Source organism: Bacteroides sp. AF32-8BH (assembly GCF_003435205.1).
In the GTDB taxonomy this organism is placed as follows: Bacteria; Bacteroidota; Bacteroidia; order Bacteroidales; family Bacteroidaceae; genus Bacteroides; species Bacteroides ovatus.
This window is the reverse complement of record NZ_QVLZ01000007.1, coordinates 1-26,141: the sequence shown is the minus strand read 5'-3', so window position 1 is coordinate 26,141 and position 26,141 is coordinate 1. Positions and strand designations below refer to the sequence as shown.

Annotated in this window: 16 protein-coding genes; 11 read left to right on the top strand and 5 right to left on the bottom strand. The window is 44.3% G+C overall.

The annotated features are described in order from the left end of the window. The first annotated feature begins 14 nt into the window (after positions 1-14). The 11 genes from DWZ47_RS06295 (at position 15) to rodA (ending at position 20,014) form a co-directional block, all read left to right on the top strand. Entirely contained in the window at positions 15-4,526 is a 4,512-nt protein-coding gene (locus DWZ47_RS06295) for a translocation/assembly module TamB domain-containing protein (protein WP_199488145.1), read from the top strand. 2 nt (positions 4,527-4,528) lie between these two features. Further along, positions 4,529-6,871 carry a BamA/TamA family outer membrane protein gene (locus DWZ47_RS06290; protein WP_115483813.1) on the top strand — a complete coding sequence of 781 codons (2,343 nt, stop codon included), beginning with the start codon at positions 4,529-4,531 and terminating at the stop codon, positions 6,869-6,871. Between the two features lie 524 nt (positions 6,872-7,395). After that, complete coding sequence (locus DWZ47_RS06275; protein ID WP_004299937.1) at positions 7,396-8,307, top strand: NDP-sugar synthase; 912 nt, start codon at positions 7,396-7,398, stop codon at positions 8,305-8,307. A 142-nt stretch (positions 8,308-8,449) separates the two neighbouring features. Next, positions 8,450-10,405 carry an ABC-F family ATP-binding cassette domain-containing protein gene (locus DWZ47_RS06270; protein WP_117512588.1) on the top strand — a complete coding sequence of 652 codons (1,956 nt, stop codon included), beginning with the start codon at positions 8,450-8,452 and terminating at the stop codon, positions 10,403-10,405. A 209-nt stretch (positions 10,406-10,614) separates the two neighbouring features. Further along, positions 10,615-12,651: a M13 family metallopeptidase gene (locus DWZ47_RS06265; RefSeq protein WP_117512587.1), complete on the top strand. Its 2,037-nt coding sequence runs from the start codon at positions 10,615-10,617 to the stop codon at positions 12,649-12,651. Between the two features lie 151 nt (positions 12,652-12,802). After that, positions 12,803-14,326: a bifunctional phosphoribosylaminoimidazolecarboxamide formyltransferase/IMP cyclohydrolase gene (gene purH / locus DWZ47_RS06260; RefSeq protein ID WP_004310431.1), complete on the top strand. Its 1,524-nt coding sequence runs from the start codon at positions 12,803-12,805 to the stop codon at positions 14,324-14,326. A gap of 15 nt (positions 14,327-14,341) precedes the next feature. Then, entirely contained in the window at positions 14,342-15,364 is a 1,023-nt protein-coding gene (locus DWZ47_RS06255) for a rod shape-determining protein (RefSeq protein WP_004299941.1), read from the top strand. A 7-nt stretch (positions 15,365-15,371) separates the two neighbouring features. Continuing rightward, positions 15,372-16,217, top strand: coding sequence for a rod shape-determining protein MreC (mreC, locus tag DWZ47_RS06250; protein ID WP_004299942.1), 846 nt, complete (start codon positions 15,372-15,374; stop codon positions 16,215-16,217). Further along, positions 16,214-16,711 carry a rod shape-determining protein MreD gene (gene mreD / locus DWZ47_RS06245; protein WP_004314401.1) on the top strand — a complete coding sequence of 166 codons (498 nt, stop codon included), beginning with the start codon at positions 16,214-16,216 and terminating at the stop codon, positions 16,709-16,711. The genes mreC and mreD overlap by 4 nt, the downstream gene beginning before the upstream one ends. A gap of 2 nt (positions 16,712-16,713) precedes the next feature. Continuing rightward, positions 16,714-18,576 carry a penicillin-binding protein 2 gene (gene mrdA / locus DWZ47_RS06240; protein ID WP_004324644.1) on the top strand — a complete coding sequence of 621 codons (1,863 nt, stop codon included), beginning with the start codon at positions 16,714-16,716 and terminating at the stop codon, positions 18,574-18,576. After that, positions 18,557-20,014, top strand: a complete 1,458-nt coding sequence (gene rodA, locus DWZ47_RS06235; protein WP_117512586.1) for a rod shape-determining protein RodA — start codon at positions 18,557-18,559, stop codon at positions 20,012-20,014. The genes mrdA and rodA overlap by 20 nt, the downstream gene beginning before the upstream one ends. Positions 20,015-20,016: 2 nt before the next feature. Here the strand turns inward: rodA and gldH are convergent, their stop codons facing one another. The 5 genes from gldH to DWZ47_RS06210 form a co-directional block, all read right to left on the bottom strand. Further along, positions 20,017-20,490, bottom strand: a complete 474-nt coding sequence (gene gldH, locus DWZ47_RS06230; RefSeq protein WP_004299946.1) for a gliding motility lipoprotein GldH — start codon at positions 20,488-20,490, stop codon at positions 20,017-20,019. Continuing rightward, the gene (locus tag DWZ47_RS06225; RefSeq protein ID WP_004321057.1) at positions 20,468-21,982 is read right to left on the bottom strand and encodes a stage 0 sporulation family protein; all 1,515 of its coding nucleotides are present in this window, start codon (positions 21,980-21,982) and stop codon (positions 20,468-20,470) included. Before DWZ47_RS06225 ends, gldH begins: the two co-directional genes overlap by 23 nt. A gap of 15 nt (positions 21,983-21,997) precedes the next feature. Next, the gene (locus DWZ47_RS06220; protein ID WP_117512585.1) at positions 21,998-23,122 is read right to left on the bottom strand and encodes an ATP-binding protein; all 1,125 of its coding nucleotides are present in this window, start codon (positions 23,120-23,122) and stop codon (positions 21,998-22,000) included. A gap of 1 nt (position 23,123) precedes the next feature. Continuing rightward, positions 23,124-24,077: a methylenetetrahydrofolate reductase [NAD(P)H] gene (metF, locus tag DWZ47_RS06215; RefSeq protein WP_004299949.1), complete on the bottom strand. Its 954-nt coding sequence runs from the start codon at positions 24,075-24,077 to the stop codon at positions 23,124-23,126. Between the two features lie 187 nt (positions 24,078-24,264). Beyond that, positions 24,265-24,777 (bottom strand): ferritin-like domain-containing protein, encoded by a 513-nt coding sequence (locus tag DWZ47_RS06210; RefSeq protein ID WP_117512584.1) that lies wholly within the window; start codon positions 24,775-24,777, stop codon positions 24,265-24,267. Between the last annotated feature and the right edge of the window lie 1,364 nt (positions 24,778-26,141).

The window sequence follows — 26,141 nt, the reverse complement described above, 5'->3', positions numbered from 1 at the left end:
CTGACACATTTTACATGAAACGAAAATGGATACGTTGGGTAAGCTGGATATTGCTTACTCCTATAATACTCTTTGTAATACTAATGGTATTGCTTTATGTTCCTCCCGTTCAGAATCTTTTGCGTCGGGAGGTTACTGCATACGCTTCTAAAGCAACCGGCATGCAGATTCAGGTGGAGCGGATAGACCTTCGTTTCCCGCTTAATCTGTTGGTACGTGGCGTGGAGGTTATTCAACAGCCGGATACCCTTTTGTCTTTGGAAAGTCTCAATGTTCGTGTACAGGCATGGCCGTTGATAAAAGGAAAAGTAGAAGTGGATGAAGTCACTTTGAGCCGGGTAGCCGTTAATTCAGCCGATTTGATGGAGGGAATGAAGATTAAAGGCGTTTTGGGACGTTTCTTCCTGCAAAGTCATGGCGTCGATCTGTCTAATGAACTAGCGGTAATCAATCAGGTCGAACTATCCGACACTCACGTGCAGCTACTGATGAATGATACCACAACTACGCCCAAAGATACCACAGCTTCTGCTCCGATCAACTGGAAAGTAGCTCTTCATCAGTTGAAATTGAAAAATGTATCGTTCAGTATGCAACTTCCTGCTGATTCCATGCGTATGGCGGCCCATATTGGAGAAGCAGCCATCGATGATGCTCAAGCAGATTTGAAGAATCAGTACTACGACTTGAAGAAGTTCTTATTATCGGGAACCTCCGTCAGCTATGATACCGGAACTGCTCAACCGGCAGAGGGCTTCGACGCTTCTCATATTGCCGTCCGGGATATTCGCATCGCTCTGGATTCCTTGCTGTATAAAGGGAGGGATATGAACGCAGTCATTCGTGAGTTTACCATGAACGAACGTTCCGGATTGAGCGTCACTTCCCTGACGGGTAGAGCCTACTCCAATGATTCAGTTATCTGTGTTCCTGGTTTGAAACTGAACACTCCCCATTCTGAAATCGATTTATCTGCCCATACCTATTGGGAACTGGTCAATATCCCCACTACGGGACGCTTATCCGCCCGTCTCAATGCCTATATCGGCAAAGAAGACGTCATGCTGTTTGCCGGCGGTCTGCCCGAAAGCTTCAAAGAAGCCTATCCATTTCGTCCGCTCGTCATCCGTGCCGGCACGGACGGCAATCTGAAAGAAATGCAGATTTCCCGTTTCACGGTAGACCTGCCGGGTGCTTTTGCATTGGAGGGCGGTGGCCTTTTGGAAAACCTCACCGACAGCCTCACACGCACCGGAACCATCGGCCTGAAAATGACTACTCAAAACCTGAACTTCCTGACCGCTCTGTCGGGAGAAGCGCCTAATGGTACGCTTGTCATTCCTGACAGCATGAATCTGGTGGCGAAAGTGGATATCAAAGGTCCTGAATATAAAGCAAATCTCCGTTTGAAAGAAGGACAAGGAGCTATGGACGTGAATGCAGCCTTAAATACCACTACCGAAGTCTATAAGGCTGATCTGAAAATAGACAATCTGCAACTTCATAGTTTCCTCCCGAAAGACTCTATCTATGAACTTTCTCTTTCGGCTGCGGCTAATGGTCGTGGATTAGATGTCATGTCCTACCATTCATTTGCCAAATTGAATCTTTCATTAGATCAGCTTCATTATGCTAAATACCATCTTTCCAATCTTGATCTGACGGGAGAACTTAAAGGCGCATTGGTCACTGCACATCTGACAAGTGACAATGCTTTATTGAAAATGACAACGGATGCTGAATACAATCTGGCACACAGCTACCCCGACGGTAAAATAACGATTGATGTCACCCAACTGGATTTGCATGAACTGGGAATCATGCCGGAGCCAATGAAGCGTCCGCTGACTTTCAATTTTTCGGCAGAGGCTCGTCAGAACCGCGTATTTACCCATTTAATCTCCGGAGATATGAAACTCGATTTGAGTGCACGTTCCGGTGTTAATCCTTTGATTTGTCAGTCCACTCATTTTGTGGATGTACTGATGAAGCAGATTGATGAGAAAGCCTTGAATCACGCTGAATTACGCAAAGCATTGCCAACTGCTATTTTCTCTTTCTCCGCAGGACAAGAGAACCCTTTGGCATATTTCCTGGCTACCAAGAAGATAGCTTACCATGACGCTTCAGTGAAATTCGGAACGGCTCCCAACTGGGGAATTAATGGAAAAGCCGCTATCCACGCCTTGAAAGTAGATACCTTGCAATTGGATACCATCTTCTTTACCGTCAAACAAGATACCACACTCATGAAATTGCGTGCCGGAGTTATTAACGGTCCCAAGAATCCGCAATTCTCCTTCTCTACCACACTGACGGGAGAAATTCGTGATCGGGATGCCGAATTGCTGGTAGACTTTAAGAATGGAAAAGGAGAAACAGGAGTATTACTCGGTGTCAATGCACGTCCCTTGTTCGAGGGCAAAGGAAAAGGCGATGGACTGGCTCTCACCTTGATTCCGGAAGAACCGATAATCGCCTTCCAGAAGTTTCATTTCAATGAAAATCATAATTGGATTTATGTGCATAAGAATATGCGTGTATACGCCAATGTAGATATGTGGGATGACGAAGGAATGGGGTTCCGTGTACATTCTGTACGGGGAGACACCGTTTCTCTACAGAATATTGATGTGGAAATCCGAAGAATCAGTTTGGCTGATTTGAGCAGTGTACTTCCTTACTTCCCGGAAATAACCGGTTTATTCTCTGCGGAAGCGCACTATGTACAGACCGAAAAGGATCTTCAACTTTCGGTTGAAGCAGCTATTGATGAATTGACTTATGAACGTCAACGAATTGGTGACGTGACAGTGGGAGCCACCTGGCTGCCAGGCGAACAGGGAAAACAATACCTGAACGCCTATCTGAATCATGACAAAGTGGAAGTGATGGTGGCGGATGGTAAGCTGGTTCCAACCCAGACAGGAAAAGACAGTCTGGAAGTAAACGCTACTCTGGAGCATTTCCCGCTACGTGTAGCTAACGTATTTATTCCTGATAAAATGGCTACGCTGGCCGGTGATATGGATGGTAATCTGAATATTGCGGGTAGCACCGAGCAGCCTTTGATAAATGGCGAACTGATATTGGATAGCGTTTCTGTTCTTTCCCGCCAATATGGTGCTAATTTCAGGTTCGACGACCGTCCGGTACAGATAAAGAATAATCGGTTGGAATTTGATAAATTCGCTATCTATACAACAGGAAAAACTCCATTCACGATTGACGGTTATGTTGATTTCAGGGATATGTCCCGACCGATGGCGAATCTGAATCTGCTGGCGCAGAACTATACGCTTCTGGATGCCAAACGCACTCGTGAGAGTCTGGCCTACGGAAAAGTCTTTGCCGATTTCCGGGCAACAGTGAAAGGGCCGTTGGATGGATTGAACATGCGTGGAAACATGAGTCTGCTGGGTAATACAGACGTTTCCTATATTTTGACCGACTCGCCGTTGACGGTACAGGATCGTTTGGGAAGTCTGGTAACCTTTACTTCGTTTAGCGACACCACTACGGTTGTCCAACAAGAAGTGCCGACTGTTTCTTTAGGCGGGTTGGACATGGTGATGATGGTACATATAGATCCATCCGTCCGTTTGAAAGTCGATTTGGATGCAAGCAATGACAATCGTGTCGAACTGGAAGGGGGAGGTGACCTCTCTATGAAATATACTCCGCAAGGTGATCTGACATTGACCGGACGCTATACGTTGAGCGGCGGTTTGATGAAATATGCTTTACCTGTCATTGCTGCCAAAGAATTTGCGATCGATAACGGTAGCTATGTGGAATGGACAGGAAACCCCATGGACCCGATGTTGAACTTCAAAGCAACCGATCGTATCCGTGCTTCTGTTTCCGAGGGAGAGAACGGCGGAACACGTTCGGTTAATTTCGATGTGTCCATCGTTGTCAAGAACCGGTTGGATAATCTTTCTTTTGCATTTGATGTATCTGCTCCCGAAGATGCAACCATACAAAACGAGTTGACAGCCATGGGGGCGGAAGAGAGAGGTAAACAAGCCCTCTATATTATGGTTATGAAAACCTATCTTGGGACCGGACCGATTGGTGGCGGAGGTGGTGGATTGGGTAAACTGAATATGGGTTCCGCACTGAACTCCGTATTAAGCAGCCAAATCAACTCATTGATGGGAAATTTGAAAAATGCCAGTGTTTCTGTCGGTATCGAAGATCACGATTTGTCGGATACGGGTGGTAAGCGTACGGATTACAGTTTCCGTTATTCACAACGTCTCTTTAACAACCGTTTCCAGATTGTAATCGGAGGTAAGGTGTCTACAGGTGAGAATGCGACGAATGATGCGGAATCCTTTATCGATAACATCTCTCTGGAATATCGTTTGGATAGAACCGGAACCCGTTATGTTCGTCTGTTCTACGATAAAAACTACGAGAGTGTACTCGAAGGCGAGATTACGGAAACAGGAGTCGGTCTGGTACTTCGCAAGAAACTGGACAAACTCAGTGAACTGTTCATCTTTAAGAAAAAGAAGTAAGCATGAAAGGGATATATAATAACATATTAGCAAGTTGTCTGATTGGTATCATTTTGTTTTCGGGCTGTTCGGTGACAAAACACCTGCCTGAAGGGGAGGTACTTTATACAGGAGGAAAAACGGTGGTAGAGAATAAGTCGGCAACACCGGTAGGAGAGACGGCTTTAACAGAGATTGATGCGGCTCTTGACAAAACTCCCAGTACAAAGATGTTAGGAGGCCTTCTGCCTATTCCTTTTAAAATGTGGATGTATAACGACTTTGTGAAATATAAAAAGGGATTTGGAAAGTGGATGTTCAACCGCCTGGCTGCCAATCCTCCGGTGTTTATCTCTACTGTCAATCCGGAGGTTCGTATCAAGGTGGCTACAAACTTACTCCGTGATTATGGTTACTTCAATGGAAAAGTGACTTATGAAACATTGGTTGATAAGAAAGACAGCCTGAAAGCAAGTATTCTTTATACGGTAGACATGAAGAATCCTTATTTTATAGATACGGTTTATTATCAGCGTTTCACTCCCCAAACGTTGCGCATTATGGAACGGGGACGTCGAATGTCTTATATAAGTCCCGGCGAGCAGTTTAACGTGGTCGATCTGGATGAGGAGCGTACCCGTATCAGTACGCTGTTGCGTAACCGGGGATATTTTTACTTCCGTCCCGATTATATGACTTATCAGGCAGATACGACATTGGTTCCCGGTGGACATATCAGCCTTCGTCTGATTCCCGTTCCGGGATTACCCGCTGCGGCACAACGTCCTTACTATGTAGGAGATGCCTCTGTTTACCTGTTTGGCAAGAATGGTGAGGCGCCCAATGACAGCATGATGTATAAGAATCTGAATATACATTATTATAAGAAATTGCAGGTACGTCCGAATATGCTTTATCGTTGGTTGAACTATCAACAGTTTGTGCGGAATGCACAGATGCGGGCTTCCAATCGCACCCGTCTTTACAGTCAGTATCGACAGGAGCAGGTGCAGGAGAAACTTAGCCAGTTGGGAATCTTCAGTTATCTGGATTTACAATATGCTCCGAAAGATACGACAGCCGTTTGTGATACGCTGAACGTAACCATGCAGGCCACGTTTGCCAAGCCGCTGGACGCCGAACTGGAATTGAATGTCGTAACCAAAAGTAACGACCAAACCGGGCCCGGAGCATCATTCGGCGTCACTCGGAACAATGTATTCGGAGGTGGCGAAAGCTGGAACGTGAAGCTGAAAGGCTCTTATGAATGGCAAACCGGCGGAGGAGAAAAAAGTTCTTTGATGAACAGTTGGGAGATGGGAGTTTCCACCTCTCTGACTTTCCCGCGCGTGGTTTTCCCGCATTGGGGGAAAAGGGAGTTTGACTTCCCGGCTACCACTACATTCCGTCTATACATCGACCAGTTGAACCGTGCCAGGTATTATAAACTGTTGTCATTCGGCGGAAATGCTACCTACGATTTCCAGCCGACACGTACAAGCCGGCATAGTATCACCCCTTTTAAACTGACATTCAACGTCCTTCAACACCAATCGGAAGAGTTCAGGGAAATTGCCGATGCCAATCCTGCATTATATATCAGTTTGAAAGATCAGTTTATTCCTGCAATGGAATATACCTATACCTATGATAATGCTTCCGCACGCGGTATTAAAAATCCGATTTGGTGGCAATCGACTGTAACCTCTGCCGGTAACCTGACCTCGGTGATTTACCGTGCTTTCGGTCAGTCTTTCAGCAAAGAGGACAAACGTTTGCTGAACGTCCCTTTCGCGCAGTTTGTGAAACTGAATACGGAATTCCGCCATTTGTGGAATATGGACAAGAATAATAAGATTGCTTCCCGTGTAGCTTTGGGTGCTCTCTTCGCCTACGGTAATGCAACGATAGCCCCTTACAGCGAACAATTCTATGTGGGTGGTGCCAACAGCATCCGCGCTTTTACGGTACGTAGCATCGGCCCGGGCGGATACCATCCGGCAGAAAGCCGCTACTCTTACCTCGACCAGACGGGTACTTTCCGTTTTGAGGCAAATGTAGAATATCGTTTCCGTATCTTTAAGAGCATTTGGGGAGCCACTTTCCTGGATGCGGGAAACGTCTGGTTGATGCGCAAGGATGAGGCCCGTCCCAATTCACAACTCGAACTGAAAACGTTCCCGAAACAGATCGCTTTGGGCACCGGTGTCGGTATTCGTTATGATATGGATATTCTTGTGTTCCGTCTTGATTTCGGTATTCCTTTGCATCTGCCTTACGATACAGAACGAAGCGGATATTACAATGTCACAGGATCCTTTATGAAGAATCTGGGAATACATTTTGCTATCGGTTATCCCTTCTAACGTTCTTTCTTTGTCTTGAAACAAAGAAAGAACCAAAGAAAATTCAAGGCTGCGTTTTTCCGGCTACTCCGGTGTTCTCTCCGGCTAAAGGGCAGAAACTCGCTTCGCTCAAACAGTCTGCCCTTTTTAACGCTGGAGAAAACGCCTGCGCTTAACGCCGGAAAAACGAGGCCGATCCCCTTTCGGCGTGTTTGCTGCATAGGTTAATGAATTACTGGATTTCTTGATTTGTCATTGATGTACTTTTGATTCTGCATAGGTTTACATGCCGAAAGGTTTTCCGACCTACTTTTTTCTCTGTTAAGCGAACACCCGTAACGAAGCGTTAAAAAGGGCAGATTGTTTGAGCGAAGCGAGTTTCTGTCCTTTAGCGTAGTGAAGGGTGTGAGTAGGAGAAAAAAGTCAGTCTTGAATTTTTCTTTGTTTCTTTCTTTTGTTTCAAGACAAAAGAAAGAAAGTTTTTGTAAATTTGCAACGAAATCTGATGCCGTTGACATCACTAACCTTTTAATATTACACAATTTATGAAACCAACTTTATTCTTATTGGCAGCCGGTATGGGTAGCCGTTATGGAGGCTTGAAGCAATTAGACGGACTGGGTCCTAATGGCGAAACTATTATGGATTACTCAATCTATGATGCTATTAATGCCGGATTTGGCAAACTTGTATTTGTAATCCGCAAAGATTTTGAACAAGATTTCCGTGATAAAATTATTTCCAAATACGAAGGTCACATTCCTTGCGAACTGGTATTTCAATCAATTGACGATCTTCCGGAAGGCTTTACTTGTCCGGCAGACCGTACCAAACCTTGGGGTACTAACCATGCAGTAATGATGGGTGCTGATGTGATTAAAGAACCGTTTGCAGTGATTAACTGTGATGACTTCTATGGTCGTGATTCTTTCCAAGTGATGGGTAAATTCCTTTCTGCTCTTCCTGAAAATTCAAAGAACGTTTATTCAATGGTAGGTTTCCGTGTAGGAAATACATTGAGCGAAAGCGGTACGGTATCTCGTGGTATCTGTAGTACAGATGCTAAAGGATTGTTGACATCTGTAGTAGAACGTACGAAGATTCAACGTCTGGACGGTGAAGTGAAATATATCGGTGATGATGGCGAATGGACGGCTACTCCCGACACGACTCCGGTAAGTATGAACTTCTGGGGATTCACTCCTGATTACTTCGCTTACAGCCAGGAATTCTTCAAGACTTTCCTTAGCGATCCGAAGAATATGGAAAACCTGAAGAGCGAGTTCTTCATCCCATTGATGGTAGATAAATTGATTAATGACGGAACTGCCACTGTTGAAGTACTGGATACTACCAGCAAGTGGTTCGGGGTTACTTATCCGGAAGACCGTCAGAGCGTAGTAGACAAGATTCAGGCATTGGTAGATGCCGGTGAATATCCTGCTAAGTTGTTCTAAAGAAGAGCCATTGATTAAGATAGAGAGCAGTCATTCATAAGAATGACTGCTTTTTTTGTTTTTCATAACGTATCATACTAAGTAGTATCTAATAAATATTCAGTATCTTTGCAGTCCAAAATGTTATAAATCAGAAGCAGAAGTGATTTCAGTAGAAGGATTATCAGTAGAATTTAATGCGACGCCGCTTTTTGAGGACGTCAGCTATGTAATTAATAAGAAAGACCGCATTGCGCTGGTCGGCAAAAATGGTGCCGGCAAATCAACCATGCTGAAGATATTGGCAGGTTTGCAGTCACCGACACGCGGAGTGGTAGCTACTCCGAAAGATGTAACCATCGGATATTTGCCACAGGTCATGATTCTTTCCGACAACCGGACGGTGATGGGAGAGGCAGAACTGGCATTCGAACATATATTTGAGCTTCAGGCGAAGTTGGAACGGATGAATCAGGAACTGGCGGAACGGACAGACTATGATTCGGAAGAATATCATCAGTTGATAGACCGTTTCACACATGAAAACGACCGCTTCCTGATGATGGGCGGTACGAACTTTCAGGCAGAAATCGAACGGACACTTCTTGGATTGGGATTCAGCCGGGAAGATTTTGAGCGCCCTACTTCGGAGTTTTCCGGTGGATGGCGTATGCGTATCGAATTGGCAAAACTGCTTTTACGACGCCCGGACGTGCTTTTGCTCGATGAGCCGACCAATCACCTTGATATTGAAAGTATCCAATGGTTGGAAAACTTTTTGGCTACACGTGCCAATGCAGTCGTATTAGTCAGCCATGACCGTGCTTTCCTGAATAACGTAACTACCCGCACCATCGAAATTACTTGCGGTCAGATTTACGACTACAAAGTGAAGTACGATGAATTTGTAGTCTTGCGTAAAGAACGCCGTGAGCAACAGCTCCGTGCTTACGAAAATCAGCAGAAACAAATACAAGATACGGAAGATTTTATTGAACGCTTCCGTTATAAAGCAACGAAGGCCGTACAGGTGCAAAGCCGTATCAAGCAACTGGAAAAGATAGACCGCATCGAAGTGGACGAGGAAGATAATTCCGCCTTGCGTTTAAAATTCCCTCCAGCCAGTCGTAGCGGAAACTATCCTGTGATTTGCGAAGATGTGCGCAAAGCGTATGGCAGCCATGTCGTTTTCCATGATGTCAACCTGACTATCAACAGGGGAGAGAAAGTGGCTTTCGTCGGAAAGAACGGAGAGGGTAAGTCTACCTTGGTGAAATGTATCATGGACGAAATTGATTTCGAAGGCAAACTAACGATCGGACATAATGTACAAATCGGTTATTTTGCGCAGAACCAGGCACAAATGTTGGATGAGAACCTGACTGTATTCGATACGATTGACCGAGTAGCGACAGGAGATATCCGTCTGAAGATACGTGATATACTGGGAGCTTTCATGTTTGGAGGCGAAGCTTCGGATAAAAAGGTGAAAGTCCTTTCCGGAGGAGAACGTACGCGATTGGCGATGATTAAACTTCTGCTGGAACCCGTAAATCTACTGATTCTGGACGAACCGACCAATCATTTGGATATGCGTTCGAAAGATGTTTTGAAGGAAGCTATCCGCGAATTTGACGGAACAGTGATTCTTGTCAGCCACGACCGTGATTTTCTGGATGGACTTGCGACTAAAGTATATGAGTTTGGCGGTGGACTTGTAAAAGAACACCTTGGAGGTATCTATGAATTCTTGCAAAAGAAAAAGATAGATAGCTTGAACGAGCTTCAGAAAGGAGCGGGATTGTCGGCTTCTCCCACGGCTTCAGCTAAAGGTAATGAACCTGAAACCGTTCAGCCTTCGGAGAATAAGCTCTCTTACGAAGCCCAGAAAGAACTTAATAAGAAGATTAAGAAACTCGAACGCCAAGTGGCGGACTGCGAAGCCTCAATAGAGGAAACCGAATCCGCGATTGCTATCGTAGAAGCGAAGATGGCAACTCCCGAAGGAGCTTCGGATATGCAGCTCTATGAACGGCATCAAAAACTGAAGCAACAGTTGGATGGCATTGTTGAAGAGTGGGAACGGGTTTCGATGGAACTGGAAGAAACGAAAAATTAGAACAAAACGCATGCTTCCGGGCAGTATGTGAGAGAAACGTTATACCTTGGTAGAAGGTATTCCTGGCGGGTATCTGTTTCTCGGTGTCGAAACAGGTGTTTCTCGTTGAGGAACGAGGCGTTCCTCGGTGTCGGTCACCTTCTTCCTCGGTGCCGGACTGCGGGTAGGATGATTGCTGATTAGAGAGACTATTTAATTATTTATACAATATGAAAGTAACCAAGTATTTACCAATTCTTGCCGTATGCCTTATGACAACAGGATGTAACAGTAAGAAAGAGGCCGTGCTGACGTCCGGTATCGACCTTGCTAATCTGGATACCACGGCTATGCCGGGTACAAGTTTTTATCAATATGCCTGTGGAGGTTGGGTGAAAGATCATCCGCTGACAGACGAGTATTCACGTTTCGGTACATTCGACATGTTGCGCGAAAACAGTCGTGAACAACTGAAAGCATTGATTGCCGAATTGGCAGCGAAGAAAGATAATGCACCGGGCAGTGCTGCGCAGAAAGTAGGCGATCTTTATAATATCGCAATGGATAGCGTGAAGCTGAACCAGGAAGGTGTAGCTCCGATCAAAGCAGAACTGGCAGCCATTGACGCTCTCAAGGATAAAGGAGAAATCTATGCATATATCGCAGAGAGCCAGAAGAAAGGCATCCGTCCTTACTTCACCATGTTCGTAAGTGCGGATGATATGAACAGTTCCATGAATATCGTACAGACCTATCAAGGTGGTATCGGAATGGGACAGCGTGACTATTATCTGGAGAATGACGAGCAGACTAAAAACATTCGTAATAAATATCAGGAACATATCGCCAAAATGTTCCAGTTGGCAGGTTATGATGAGGCTACTGCACAGAAAGCTGTGAAAGCAGTGATGAACATCGAAACTCGCCTGGCGAAAGCGGCTCGTTCACAAGTGGAATTGCGTGATCCTCATGCTAATTATAACAAGATGGATAGGGCGACGCTGAAAAAGAACTTCCCTACTTTTGACTGGGATACTTATTTCACTGTTTCCGGTTTGAAAGATTTGGAAGAAGTGAATATAGGTCAGCCGGCTGCCATGAAGGAAGTAGCCGATGTGATTAATACCGTATCACTGGACGATCAGAAATTGTACCTCCAATGGGGATTGATAGATGCTGCCGCTTCTTATCTAAGCGATGATTTTGAAGCACAAAACTTCGACTTCTACAGTAGGACAATGTCTGGTAAGAAAGAAATGCAACCTCGCTGGAAACGTTCCGTGAGCACCGTAGATGGTGTACTTGGCGAAGTGGTAGGACAGATGTATGTAGAGAAGTACTTCCCGGCTGCTGCCAAAGAACGTATGGTTACACTGGTGAAGAACCTGCAAACTTCTTTAGGAGAACGTATCAAAGGTTTGGAATGGATGAGTGAACCGACCAAAGAAAAAGCGTTGGAGAAACTGGCAACCTTCCATGTAAAAATAGGTTATCCTGATAAATGGAAAGATTACTCCGCACTGGAGATCAAAGATGATTCTTACTGGGCAAATATCGAGCGTGCCAACGAATGGGATTATAACGAAATGATTGCCAAAGCCGGCAAACCGGTAGACAAGGATGAATGGTTGATGACTCCTCAAACTGTGAACGCTTATTATAACCCGACTACCAACGAAATCTGCTTCCCGGCAGCTATCCTGCAACCTCCGTTCTTCGATATGAATGCGGACGATGCTATGAACTACGGTGCAATCGGCGTGGTAATCGGCCATGAGATGACTCATGGATTTGACGATCAGGGACGTCAATATGACAAAGACGGAAACCTGAAAGACTGGTGGACAGAAGAAGATGCTAAAAAGTTCGAAGAACGGGCACGGGTGATGGTTAACTTCTTTGACAGCATCGAAGTAGCTCCGGGCGTACACGCAAACGGTAGCCTGACACTTGGAGAGAACATTGCCGACCACGGAGGTTTGCAAGTTTCTTTCCAGGCATTCAAGAATGCAACAGAAGCCGCACCGTTGGAAATTGTTGACGGATTTACTCCGGAACAACGTTTCTTCCTGGCTTACGCTAATGTGTGGGCAGGAAATATCCGTCCGGAAGAGATTCTCCGATTAACCAAACTTGATCCTCACTCATTAGGCAAATGGCGTGTGGACGGTGCTCTTCCTCATATCCAGAATTGGTATGAAGCATTCAAAATCACCGAACAGGATTCGATGTTCGTACCTAAAGAAAAACGTGTATCTATTTGGTAATAGTTTTTGAATAGAGAACATATATGCGAAGAGGCGTTGATTTTCCGTTGAGGAGAGTCAACGCTTTTTTTTATTAATTCACACCTTATTTATTACGTACGATAAACAATATTTCGTAACTTTGCACACCAAATACTTAATAAGCAATTCAATGTCAGAGTCTAAAAGAATAAAAACTGCATTGGTATCTGTATACCATAAAGAAGGTTTGGATGAAATTATTACCAAACTTCATGAAGAGGGAGTAGAGTTTTTGTCAACAGGCGGAACTCGTCAGTTTATTGAATCATTGGGATATCCTTGCAAGGCAGTGGAAGATTTGACCACTTATCCTTCTATTCTCGGTGGTAGAGTAAAGACATTACATCCGAAAATTTTCGGAGGTATTCTTTGTCGTCGCGGTCTGGAACAGGATATGCAACAGATTGAGAAATATGAAATTCCCGAGATAGATCTGGTTATTGTTGATTTGTATCCGTTCGAAGCTACCGTAGCTTCCGGTGCATCTGAAGCAGACATTATTGAAAAAATCGATATAGGCGGAATCTCACTGATTCGTGCCGCAGCCAAGAACTATAACGATGTAATCATCGTAGCTTCTCAAGCTCAATACAAACCATTATTGGATATGTTGATGGAGCACGGCGCTACTTCTTCACTCGAAGAACGTCGCTGGATGGCTAAAGAAGCATTTGCCGTTTCTTCTCACTACGATTCGGCTATTTTCAACTATTTCGATGCTGGCGAAGGTTCTGCTTTCCGTTGCTCTGTTAATAGCCAGAAGCAACTTCGTTACGGTGAGAACCCACATCAGAAAGGTTATTTCTACGGAAATCTGGAAGCAATGTTCGACCAGATTCACGGAAAAGAAATCTCTTATAACAATCTTCTCGACATCAACGCAGCCGTTGATCTGATCGACGAATTCGATGACCTCACTTTCGCTATCCTGAAACATAACAACGCTTGCGGATTAGCTTCCCGTGCTACAGTTTTGGAAGCTTGGAAAGACGCATTGGCTGGTGATCCGGTTTCTGCTTTCGGAGGTGTATTGATTACGAATGGTGTCATCGACAAAGAAGCTGCGGAAGAAATCAACAAGATTTTCTTCGAAGTGATTATCGCGCCGGATTATGATGTGGATGCACTCGAAATCCTGGGACAGAAAAAGAACCGCATCATCCTCGTTCGTAAGGAAGCTAAATTGCCTAAGAAACAATTCCGTGCTTTGCTGAATGGCGTATTGGTGCAGGATAAAGATACTAATATTGAAACGGTAGCCGACCTGAAAACCGTGACAGACAAAGCTCCTACTCCGGAAGAAGTGGAAGATATGTTGTTTGCCAACAAAATTGTAAAGAACAGCAAATCCAACGCCATCGTATTGGCAAAGGATAAACAACTTCTTGCAAGCGGTGTAGGACAGACTTCACGTGTAGACGCATTGAAACAAGCAATTGAAAAAGCCAAATCATTCGGCTTCGACCTGAATGGTGCAGTAATGGCTTCCGATGCCTTCTTCCCGTTCCCCGACTGTGTGGAAATTGCAGATAAAGAAGGTATTACGGCTGTTATCCAACCGGGAGGTTCGGTAAAAGACGATTTATCCTTTGCTTATTGCAATGAGCATGGTATGGCGATGGTAACTACCGGTATCCGTCATTTTAAACACTAAAAATAAGAATTAAGAATGGGATTATTTTCTTTTACACAAGAGATAGCAATGGACTTGGGCACAGCCAATACTATCATCATCACGAATGGAAAAATCGTGGTCGATGAGCCTTCGGTTGTAGCTCTGGATCGCCGTACAGAAAAGATGATTGCCGTGGGGGAAAAGGCGAAGTTGATGCATGAAAAAACCCACGAAAACATACGTACCATCCGTCCGTTGAGAGACGGAGTGATTGCCGACTTCTATGCTTGCGAGCAGATGATGCGCGGTTTGATAAAGCAGGTGAATACTCGCAACCATTTGTTTTCACCTTCTCTTCGCATGGTGATTGGCGTTCCTTCGGGAAGTACGGAAGTTGAACTCCGTGCTGTCCGTGACTCTGCGGAACATGCCGGCGGTCGTGATGTTTATTTGATTTTCGAACCGATGGCTGCGGCAATCGGTATCGGCATCGACGTGGAAGCTCCGGAAGGAAACATGATTGTCGATATAGGTGGTGGATCTACGGAAATTGCTGTTATCTCTTTGGGAGGTATCGTTTCCAACAACTCCATCCGCACAGCCGGTGATGACCTGACAGAGGATATTCGCGAATATATGAGCCGTCAGCACAATGTGAAAGTCAGCGAGCGTATGGCAGAACGTATCAAAATCAATGTAGGTGCTGCTTTAACCGAACTGGGTGATGATGCTCCGGAAGATTATATCGTTCACGGGCCGAACCGTATCACGGCTCTTCCGATGGAAGTGCCTGTATGCTACCAGGAAGTAGCCCACTGTCTGGAGAAATCAATTTCAAAGATCGAAACTGCTATCTTGAGTGCATTGGAAAATACACCTCCTGAACTGTATGCTGATATTGTGCACAATGGTATCTATCTCTCCGGAGGTGGTGCATTGCTTCGTGGACTGGATAAGAGATTGACCGATAAGATCAACATTCCTTTCCATATTGCGGAAGATCCTTTGCATGCAGTTGCCAAAGGTACAGGAGTGGCATTGAAGAACGTAGACCGTTTCTCTTTCTTAATGAGATAAACCGGGGATGAGGAATTTATTAAACTTCCTTCTGAAATACAATTACTGGTTCCTCTTCATCTTATTGGAGGTAGCCAGTTTTGTTTTGTTATTTCGGTTCAACCGTTATCAGCAGAGTGCATTCTTCACTTCTGCCAATACGGTTGTGGGGGCGGTTTATGAAGTTTCGGGAGGGATTTCCTCTTATTTTCATCTGAAATCGGTCAATGAAGATCTATTGGATCGCAACATGGTGCTCGAACAACAGATCACTAATCTGGAAAAAGCATTGAGAGAGCAGCAGCTCGATTCTATGGCAATCAACAGCATCCGGCAGGTGCCGCAAGCGGATTATCAGTTGTTTAAAGCGCATGTGATAAAGAACAGTTTGAATCTGGTTGATAATTATATCACGCTCGATAAAGGTTCCTCTTCCGGTATTCGCTCCGAAATGGGAGTGGTGGATGGTAATGGGATTGTAGGGATTGTTTATGAAACCTCTCCTTCCTACTCGGTGGTGATTTCGGTACTGAACAGCAAATCGAATATCAGTTGCAAGATTATCGGCAGTGATTATTTCGGCTACCTGAAATGGGAACATGGAGATTCGCGCTATGCTTATCTGAAAGACTTGCCTCGTCATGCAGAGTTTAATTTGGGAGATACAGTTGTTACCAGTGGTTTCTCCACCGTCTTTCCCGAAGGTATAATGGTGGGGACGGTAGATGATATGTCCGACTCTAATGACGGACTTTCCTATCTGTTGAAAATCAAGCTGGCTACTGATTTCGGTAAGTTGAGTGACGTTCGGGTGGTAGCCCGGACAGGTCAGGAAGAACAGAAGAAACTTGAAAACAAGGTGATGAAAGAATGATTATTACTTATATACATAGAATCGGATGGTTTATCGGCTTGGTACTTCTTCAGGTGCTAATCCTTAATAGTGTACATATTGCCGGCTATGCTACTCCTTTTCTCTATATCTATTTTATTCTGAAATTCAGCTCCGGCACTTCCCGGAATGAACTGATGTTGTGGGCTTTTTTCTTCGGGCTGACCATTGATATATTCTCCGATACTCCGGGAATGAATGCGGCGGCTACTGTGCTGCTAGCCTTTCTTCGTCCCTCTTTACTTCGTCTGTTCACGCCCCGTGATAATCCGGATAGCTTTATTCCCTCTTTTAAGACTATGGGAATCAGTCCTTTCTTAAAATATACCACTGCAAGTGTTTTTGTGCACAGTCTGGCATTACTCTCCATTGAGTTCTTCTCATTTACCAGCATTTGGCTGTTACTGTTGCGAGTGCTTCTTTGCACTATTCTGACTGTAACCTGTATCATAGCTATAGAAGGGATTAAGAAGTAACGATGGCAAAAGATTATATCTTAGAGAAGCGTAAATTTGTAATCGGAGGCATTGCTATCTCCATTGTTTTGATTTATCTGATACGTCTTTTTGTATTGCAGATCACGACTGATGACTACAAGAAGAATGCTGACAGTAACGCTTTTCTGAATAAGATCCAATACCCCTCGCGTGGCGCTATTTATGACCGGACCGGTAAACTATTGGTATTCAACCAGCCGGCATACGACATAACGATCGTGCCAAAGGAAATAGAGAATCTGGACACACTCGATTTATGCCAATCGCTGAATATCACCCGTGCACAGTTTCTCAAAATAATGAGCGATATGAAAGACCGTCGCCGCAATCCGGGGTATTCCCGCTATACCAACCAGTTGTTTATGTCGCAACTTTCGGCGGAAGAATGTGGTGTCTTTCAGGAAAAGCTGTTTAAGTTTCGTGGCTTTTATATTCAACGGCGTACCATCCGTCAATATTCGTACAATGCTGCCGCCCATGCTTTGGGAGATATCGGAGAAGTCTCCGCAAAAGAAATGGAAGCGGATGAAGAAGGATACTACATCCGTGGGGATTATGTCGGCAAGTTAGGAGTCGAGAAATCGTATGAAAAGTATCTGCGTGGCGAGAAAGGAATTGAGATTCTGCTTCGCGATGCGCACGGTCGTATCCAGGGACATTATATGGATGGTGAATATGACCGTCCTTCCGTTCCCGGCAAGAACCTGACATTGAGTCTGGATATTGACTTGCAGATGCTGGGCGAACGTTTATTAAAGAATAAGATTGGAAGCATTGTGGCTATCGAACCGGAGACCGGAGAAATCCTTTGTCTGGTATCCTCTCCCAATTATGACCCGCATTTGATGATTGGCCGCCAGCGTGGCAAGAATCATCTGGCCTTGCAACGTGATATGACTAAACCGCTTTTGAATCGTGCCCTGATGGGAGTGTATCCTCCGGGATCTACGTTCAAGACAGCGCAAGGACTGACGTTCCTGCAAGAAGGAATTATCACTGAACAAAGTCCGGCATTCCCTTGCTCACATGGATTTCATTACGGAAGATTGACAGTAGGCTGCCATGCTCACGGGTCTCCCTTGCCATTGATTCCGGCTATTGCTACATCGTGCAACTCCTATTTCTGTTGGGGATTGTTCCGTATGTTTGGCGACCGTAAATACGGTTCGCCGCAAAACGCCATTACGGTCTGGAAAGACCACATGGTTTCGCAAGGATTTGGTTACAAACTGGGAGTTGATTTGCCGGGAGAGAAACGGGGGCTGATTCCGAATGCGCAGTTCTACGATAAAGCTTATCGCGGACATTGGAACGGACTGACAGTAATCAGTATCTCTATCGGACAGGGGGAAATTCTATCCACTCCCCTTCAGATTGCTAACCTAGGAGCAACGATTGCTAACAGAGGATACTTTGTGACACCGCATATTGTAAAGGAAATTCAAGATAATCAGTTGGACAGCATCTATCGCGTACCACGCTATACCACTATTGAGAAAAGACATTATGAATCAGTCGTAGAAGGGATGCGTGGCGCAGCCACCGGAGGAACTTGTCGTATGCTGTCAGTGATGGTTCCGGATTTGGAAGCCTGTGGAAAAACGGGTACTGCGCAGAACCGCGGACACGACCACTCGGTATTTATGGGCTTTGCGCCGATGAACAAACCGAAGATAGCTATTGCCGTCTATGTAGAGAACGGCGGATGGGGGGCTACTTACGGAGTTCCTTTCGGCGCACTGATGATGGAACAGTATTTGAAAGGCAAGCTCTCGCCGGAGAACGAGTTGAGGGCGGAAGAATTTAGTAACAGAGTGATATTATATGGTAACGAGGAACGATAGTTTGTGGAAAACGCTGGACTGGGTAACGATTTTTATTTACCTGCTCCTGATTGTTGGCGGATGGTTTAGCGTCTGCGGAGCCAGCTATGACTATGGCGAACGCGACTTCCTCGACTTCTCGACCCGTGCCGGCAAGCAATTCGTGTGGATTATCTGTTCCTTCGGGCTCGGATTCGTGCTATTGATGCTGGAAGACCGTATGTATGATATGTTCGCGTACATTATATATGTGGGGATGATTCTTTTGCTCATTGTTACCATCTTCATAGCACCGGACACCAAAGGATCACGCTCCTGGCTTGTTATGGGGCCTGTGAGCCTGCAACCCGCCGAGTTTGCCAAGTTCGCTACGGCCTTGACGTTGGCTAAATACATGAATTCTTATTCATTCAGTATCAAGAAAGAAAAGTGTGCCTTTATCCTGGGATTCATCATTCTTCTCCCGATGTTATTGATTATCGGGCAGCGGGAGACAGGATCTGCATTGGTTTATCTTGCTTTTTTTCTGGTTCTTTATCGTGAAGGAATGCCGGGAGTAGTGCTTTTTGCGGGCGTATGTGCGGTAATCTACTTTGTGGTCGGCATCCGTTTTGATGAAGTCTTTATTGCCGATACTCCTACACCACTGGGAGAATTTATCGTATTACTATTGATCTTATTATTTGCCGGTGGTATGGTGTGGGTATATCGCAAGAAATGGTCTGCTACCCGCAATATCATTGGTGGAAGTTTGGCTATATTACTGATTGCTTATTTAATATCCGAATATTGGGTACATTTTAGCCTCGTTTGGGTGCAATGGGCGCTTTGTATTGTGGTGATAGGCTATCTGATTTATTTGGCATTAAGTGAGCGGCAGCGTACTTATTTCCTGATTGCCCTGTTTACAATCGGTTCTGTCGGCTTCCTGTATTCCAGCAATTATGTATTTGATAATGTGCTCGAACCTCACCAGCAAGTCCGTATCAAAGTAGTGCTCGGTTTGGAAGAAGATTTGACTGGTGCTGGATACAACGTGAATCAGTCCAAGATTGCCATCGGTTCCGGTGGGTTGACAGGAAAAGGATTCCTGAATGGTACGCAAACAAAATTAAAGTACGTGCCCGAACAGGATACCGACTTTATATTCTGTACAGTGGGTGAGGAGCAAGGATTTGTCGGTTCGGCTGCTGTCCTGTTGGCTTTCCTGATTTTGATCTTACGATTAATCTTCCTGTCCGAGCGGCAGACTTCCAACTTTGGGCGGGTTTATGGATATTCGGTTGTCAGTATTTTCCTTTTCCACTTATTTATTAATATCGGTATGGTGCTGGGGTTAACTCCGGTTATCGGTATTCCATTGCCTTTCTTCAGCTATGGAGGTTCTTCTTTATGGGGATTTACGATATTGCTGTTTATCTTCCTGCGCATTGATGCAGGACGTGGCAGAAGACTCTAATCTTACTGCTTCTCAATACGGATACCTACATCGCTCAATCCTTGTAACTTTTCATCTTTCATTCCGCTCATAATTTTAATAGTATAATTTGCAGGATGTAAAGGGCGAACAGATGTAATAAAAGTTTCCGATTGGTAAATGCTTCCCCATCCGTGTCCCGTCCATCTCCCGGTAGAGTCAGCCAGGCAGAAAGCAATGGTATCAGTGCGCCATACCGTAGAATCCTGTAGATTCTGACTGATAAATAAATGGAGGTCATGATAAGGATATTCGATACTGTTGCGGACTTCTGCAAAAAGCCGGAGAGTAGTGGGAACGCTGTCAGTTATGGGAATCTGAAAAGAGAGTGTATCACTCTTTCCCCATCCCTTGTTGGGAAGGGATTGATAAGAGTGATACACTGTATGTTCATTGCAGGCTGTCAGTAAGCAAGCGCTGAATAGACTCAATATACTATTCTTGAGTAGGCTTTTCATTAGTTGACTGTTTCTCCTGATTCTGATTTCTTTCCGGTCTGGAAGGACGCTCGTGGTTGGGACGACGTTCTTGACGTTCCTGTCCTTGCTGTTCCCGTTGACGGTCTTGTTGTTGCGGACGTTCCTGATTCGACCGTTCCTGTCCTTGTGGACGTTCTTGATTTGATCCTCTTTCCGGACGTCTGTTTTCGTTGTTCCGTCCCTGGTTCTGTCCTCTGTTCCGGTTGTTGTTATTGTTATTTCTCGGGCGGTTGTCTCTTTCCCCTCTGTTGCCGTTTTCTTGCTGTTGCGGGCGGTTTTCATTCTCCCGTTGAGGTTGTTGCGGACGATTGCCGCCTTCTGCTTGCTGTTGCGGGCGGTTTCCGTTATTATTGTTTCCTTTTTTCTTCTTTTTATTATTCCGGTTAGCGTTATTGCCGCCCTCTTTATTATTCCGGCTGCGGTCGAAACGGGTAACACTTTCCTGTTCCAGCAAATCAACTGGTTTTCTTGGTTCCGGTTTCTTTTCTTCTTCGAGCAAGCTGTCCGGTTTCATCCCTTTCTTATTCATGGAGATTACTTCGAACGCACGTTTGCCGCTGATAGTGACCAGATTGGCTGGGAAGTTTTTATCCGTAGAATAAGAAACCTGATTGCTTAGAATATCCGCTTTGAAGAAATAGAAAGTGCCATCTTTCGTTTCCAATTCTATCTCTCTTGAAGGGAGACGTTTTTGAGCTTCCACATAACAGTCCACCTCGTAGTTCAGACAGCATTTCAGCTTAGCGCACTGTCCGGCAAGTTTCTGCGGATTCAATGAGATATCCTGAAAACGGGCTGCACTGGTAGAAACAGAGACGAAGCTCGTCATCCACGTAGCGCAGCAAAGTTCGCGTCCGCAAGGACCGATTCCGCCGATGCGTCCTGCTTCCTGACGGGCACCGATTTGTTTCATTTCGATACGTACGCGGAATGCTTCGGCCAATACTTTAATCAGCTGTCGGAAGTCTACCCGCTCATCGGCAATATAGTAGAAAATAGCTTTGTTGCCATCCCCCTGATACTCCACGTCTCCGATTTTCATATCCAGATTGAGATTCAACGCAATCTGACGCGCACGAATCATCGTAGCGTGTTCTTTGGCTTTGGCTTCGTTGAACTTTTCCATATCTACCGGTTTGGCTTTCCGGTAGACACGTTTGATTTCCGTGTCTGCCTTGAAGTTTGCTTTCTTCATTTGCAGGGGAACGAGCCGTCCCGTCAATGTAACTACTCCGATGTCATGACCCGGAGCCGCTTCAACGGCAACTACATCTCCTTTTTCCAGTTTAATCTTGTTGCTGTTCCGAAAATATCCCTTCCGGGTATTCTTGAATTGCACTTCCACCATGTCACTCTCTTCCGCATTGCCCGGAATGTCCGCCAGCCAATCGTAGGTGTTCAGCTTTTTATCTTGTCGGGAGCATCCTTTGCAACAAAGGCCACCGCTTCCATTATGAAGTTTATATTCCATAAGTTTATATATTTATTATTGCTTCAACAGTACAATCATCTTCAGCGAGAAGTCGAAGAATACCATTTTAGCATTTACATTCTGTTCTATATGTAGTTGCGCTTCGCTTAATTCGTCCATGATGCCCATCACGTTACGTTCGTTGACAAAAGGTGCAAAGCGAGTTGCAAAATTCTGTTCGTTAATGGTCATATACGTTAGGTTGCGCTGGTGCAGGTTAAAGACAAAGTTTTCGCGGATCATGCGCTGGCAATATTCCAGAAAGTTTTTCTGGCGTTCGCGTCCCATGCTGGCCACCTGTTCGCTCCACATCTTCATCTCCTTTATTTTCCGTTGATAGGACAAGCGCATCAGGTTGACGAAGAGCTCGAAGAATAACTGATTTTCCTCATTCAGATGAATCGTTTCGAGTGCCTTGACGAAATTTCCGTTTGCCAGATGGGCAATCGAAATGCTATCCGCAGGCTGAACATGATATTTACTCTGCAATACCCGGTCGATGCTGGCTTCGTCAATTTTCCGCACATTCATACGTTGAGTACGGCTCAAAATGGTAGGCAGAATCATGTCCGGAGCTTCGGATACCAACAGAAAAATCGTCTTTTCGGGTGGCTCCTCAAGCAGTTTCAGCAACTTATTGGCGCATACCGGGTGCATTTTCTCCGGCAACCATACAATCGTAATCTTAAATCCACCTTCACTGGATTTCAGACTGAGCTTCTTCAGGATCTCATCGCTCTCTTTGGCATAAATCAGCGCTTGCGAGTTCTCCGCGTCCATTTCACCCAACCAATGGTTGAGGTTAAAATAAGGATTGTTAATAACGAATGGCCGCCAATCGGCAATATAATCATCGCACACTTCTTTCTTTCCTTTCGCACTTTTCACGATGGGGAATACGAAATGCACATCCGGATGTACCAGCTTATTGAATTTCACACAAGACGGACAGACACCGCAAGCATCTTCCTCGTCCCGATTGGTGCAACTGATGTAGCGTGCGTATGCGATAGCCAATGGCATTTTACCAACTCCCTCGGGACCGCAAATGAGTTGGGCATGTGGAATACGCCCCTCGTTCACTTCCTGAATGAGTCGTTGCTTGATTTCTTCTTGTCCGATTACGTCTCTGAAAAACATATCAATAAATGATTTTGGCTATTTCCTTGATACTGTCTACTGCTCCGATAGAATAGAAATGGATGCTCGGAACTCCGTGTTCCATCAACTCCTTGCATTGAGCCACGCACCATTCAACACCCACCTGTTCGGCTTCCGCATCATTCTTGCATTTCAATGCTTCTTTCACCAGATCTTCCGGTAAATCCACCTTGAATGTTTTGGGGATCATGCTTAGTTGGGAGATTTTCTTGAAAGGCTTGATTCCCGGAATGATAGGAATGTTGATACCTGCTGCCTTAGCCTGCTCCACAAAATCGAAATATTTCTTATTATCGTAGAATAATTGTGTCACAGCATACTCTGCACCAGTTTCTACCTTCTTTTTCAGCCAGTAAAGATCTGTCTCTATGTTAGGAGATTCTTCATGCTTTTCCGGATAACACGCCACACCATACGAGAAAGGACTGGCGGTGACTTTCATCTCCGAACCGTCAACGAAGATTCCCTTATTGAAATTATTAATCTGCTCCTGCAATTCAATCGCATGATGATATCCGTCTCCTTCGGGAGTAAATACCGATTCATGTTTAGCCTTGTCTCCACGGAGTACCAGCAAATCTGTTATATTCAGAAATTGCAAATCCAGCAATACATATTCGGTCTCCTCACGCGTGAAACCACTGCACAGGATATGAGGAACCACAGTAATATTATATTTATTCTGAATGGCTGCCGCCACAGCGACTGTTCCCGGACGCCTTCTCAGGCGGTTTCTCTGAAAGAGCCCGTTGCCGAGATCTTTGTAGACATATTCGCTGCGATGCGTGGTGATATTGATATATTTCGGATCAAATTCTCGAAGAGTGTCGATTGTCTGATAGAGCTTTTCGATTCCGGTTCCCTTCAAAGGAGGGAGAATTTCGAAAGAAAAAGCTGTACCTTTACTGTTATTTATTAAATCAATTACTTTCATTCCTTTTCGTTGATGTTGTTATCTACTTGGATTAAACATGCATATTGGGACAAAAATACGAAAAAAGAAAGATTTCTTCTTGATTTGTTTGAAAATAGTTTGGTTTTTATCGTACTATTACATAAAAGAGGGCATATCCTGTATTTCGGATGCACCCTCTCTCACCTAATCATTATTAAATTAGAATTTACTTTTCGAGAAATGATTTCTTCATTCTGGCAATGTCAGTCAGATAATCTTGTAAATCTTGTTCATGTTCTTCCTCTTCGGCAAGAATATGTTTGACGATATCACAAGTGGTGAAATCTTTCCCGTTAGTAAAGTCGGCAATTTCCTGATAACGGAGAATGGCACAGCGTTCGGAAGCAACATTATCCTTCAGCAAACTGACTGAATCGAAGCCTTGCGGAGCATCATATTTGCATCTTGCCAGTTCGAACCATTGTTTCGGATCAAGTACCGGAACCCCTTCCAGCTCGATGATACGGTCGGCAAGCAGCTGTGCATGTCTACGTTCTTCTTCGGCATGTTCCTCGAACTCACCTTGTACATCGGCACGCATGGCGCCTTCCACTACTAATGCACCTACCCAATATTGGTAATATGCCAACCACTCTTCAGCCAATGCTGCGTTCAACTGTGAAATTAAACTTTCTACATCTAATTTACCTTGTAGGATTTTTACACTTTCTCTAGCCATAATTTTAAAGTTTAGGTTACTATGTTTAAATCGCTAATGTAACAGACGGAGGTTCTTTTTGTTTGAGTATCCCGGAGGTTTTAACAGAAAGAATGCATTGCACTGTGCAGCTCCTTCTTTTTTAATAGAACATGGATGCTTTTAATATTTCATTTCAACTAAATTTTTGTATCACTTTTACCCTCACATCCTCACACCTTCGCTCAATTCCTTTATTCATCGTGGTTACAACGTGTGAGGGTAAGTGCGGTAGTAGGGTGAGGGTAACTTTTTACCCTCACCCTGTCTTGTCCTGATTCTATCTTAAACAGTTTATAATAAGTGTCTTGTCTATTCGCTTTTATCTTATACTCTCCTATACAATAGACGTCAATGCCTTATATAATAGATGTTTATCCCTCGTGATTCTTCTGATAAGCCCTAATGTCTTTTAACGGCTCACTGCAGTGAACGAATTTGTTTACTATCGTTAGCTTATTTGTTTACATCTGATAGCTTATTTGTTCACTGCAGTGAGCCCTTGCCAACTACTAAGCAAATGGATATTGAACATAAGAAGAAAGCCTATGAAGTGGCATATCTTATAAAGAAAGATACCTGTATGCTGAAATTAGGATAGTAATTTATTTATTGATTAGTAGGAGCGAATTATAAACTAAAGTAGAGTGATAACAGATAGCTATTCTCACTTTTTTATGTGTTCTTGTCCTGTAGAAATCTATTTTTTAGTTTGTTTCTTTAAGAGTACTTCTCTTTTTACCCTCTCTTTGCGAATATCTTTTTGTTATTTGCTCTGCACGCGCGTATGTAATATAATAATGTACCATTTCCGGCCTGTTTTCATATAGATGTAACATATATGAAGAAAAATATGTTCTACAACATCGTTATGATTCAGTAAGTTAGGGCGGATATCTAAAAATAATTAGAAAAAATAGTCAGATATATTTGGATGTTATAGATAAGTTGTCTACTTTTGCACCCGCTTTGCTAGAGAGACAGAGCCTAATGATTGACATTCTGCTATAAGATGAAGGCCACAGAAAATAAAAACAAAAAAACTTTGAAAAAAGTTTGGAGGTTATCTGAAAAAGTCCTTATCTTTGCATCCGCTTTCGCAAAGAAAGCAGAAGCGGCGGAAGCCACGTTAGTTCTTTGAAATATTGATAAACAATACAAGTAGTACAAGTAAAAAAATAGAACCGTCAATACTTGTCTTATGAAGTAGTGATACAATTAAGACTAATAGGTATTTGAATAAGGTCAATAAATTTACGGCGTCCTGAACAGAGCAAAAAAGTCATCCTAAGGGATGATAAAAAATACTTTTACAATGAAGAGTTTGATCCTGGCTCAGGATGAAC

Coding starts and splice junctions, on each gene's coding strand:
- mrdA (WP_004324644.1), top strand. CDS start 16,714: ATGGCAAAAGATTATATCTTAGAGAAGCGTAAATTTGTAATCGGAGGC.
- DWZ47_RS06225 (WP_004321057.1), bottom strand. CDS start 21,982: ATGGAATATAAACTTCATAATGGAAGCGGTGGCCTTTGTTGCAAAGGA.
- mreD (WP_004314401.1), top strand. CDS start 16,214: ATGATTATTACTTATATACATAGAATCGGATGGTTTATCGGCTTGGTA.
- purH (WP_004310431.1), top strand. CDS start 12,803: ATGTCAGAGTCTAAAAGAATAAAAACTGCATTGGTATCTGTATACCAT.
- DWZ47_RS06210 (WP_117512584.1), bottom strand. CDS start 24,777: ATGGCTAGAGAAAGTGTAAAAATCCTACAAGGTAAATTAGATGTAGAA.
- metF (WP_004299949.1), bottom strand. CDS start 24,077: ATGAAAGTAATTGATTTAATAAATAACAGTAAAGGTACAGCTTTTTCT.
- rodA (WP_117512586.1), top strand. CDS start 18,557: ATGGTAACGAGGAACGATAGTTTGTGGAAAACGCTGGACTGGGTAACG.
- DWZ47_RS06220 (WP_117512585.1), bottom strand. CDS start 23,122: ATGTTTTTCAGAGACGTAATCGGACAAGAAGAAATCAAGCAACGACTC.
- DWZ47_RS06265 (WP_117512587.1), top strand. CDS start 10,615: ATGAAAGTAACCAAGTATTTACCAATTCTTGCCGTATGCCTTATGACA.
- DWZ47_RS06295 (WP_199488145.1), top strand. CDS start 15: ATGAAACGAAAATGGATACGTTGGGTAAGCTGGATATTGCTTACTCCT.
- DWZ47_RS06255 (WP_004299941.1), top strand. CDS start 14,342: ATGGGATTATTTTCTTTTACACAAGAGATAGCAATGGACTTGGGCACA.
- DWZ47_RS06290 (WP_115483813.1), top strand. CDS start 4,529: ATGAAAGGGATATATAATAACATATTAGCAAGTTGTCTGATTGGTATC.
- gldH (WP_004299946.1), bottom strand. CDS start 20,490: ATGAAAAGCCTACTCAAGAATAGTATATTGAGTCTATTCAGCGCTTGC.
- mreC (WP_004299942.1), top strand. CDS start 15,372: ATGAGGAATTTATTAAACTTCCTTCTGAAATACAATTACTGGTTCCTC.
- DWZ47_RS06275 (WP_004299937.1), top strand. CDS start 7,396: ATGAAACCAACTTTATTCTTATTGGCAGCCGGTATGGGTAGCCGTTAT.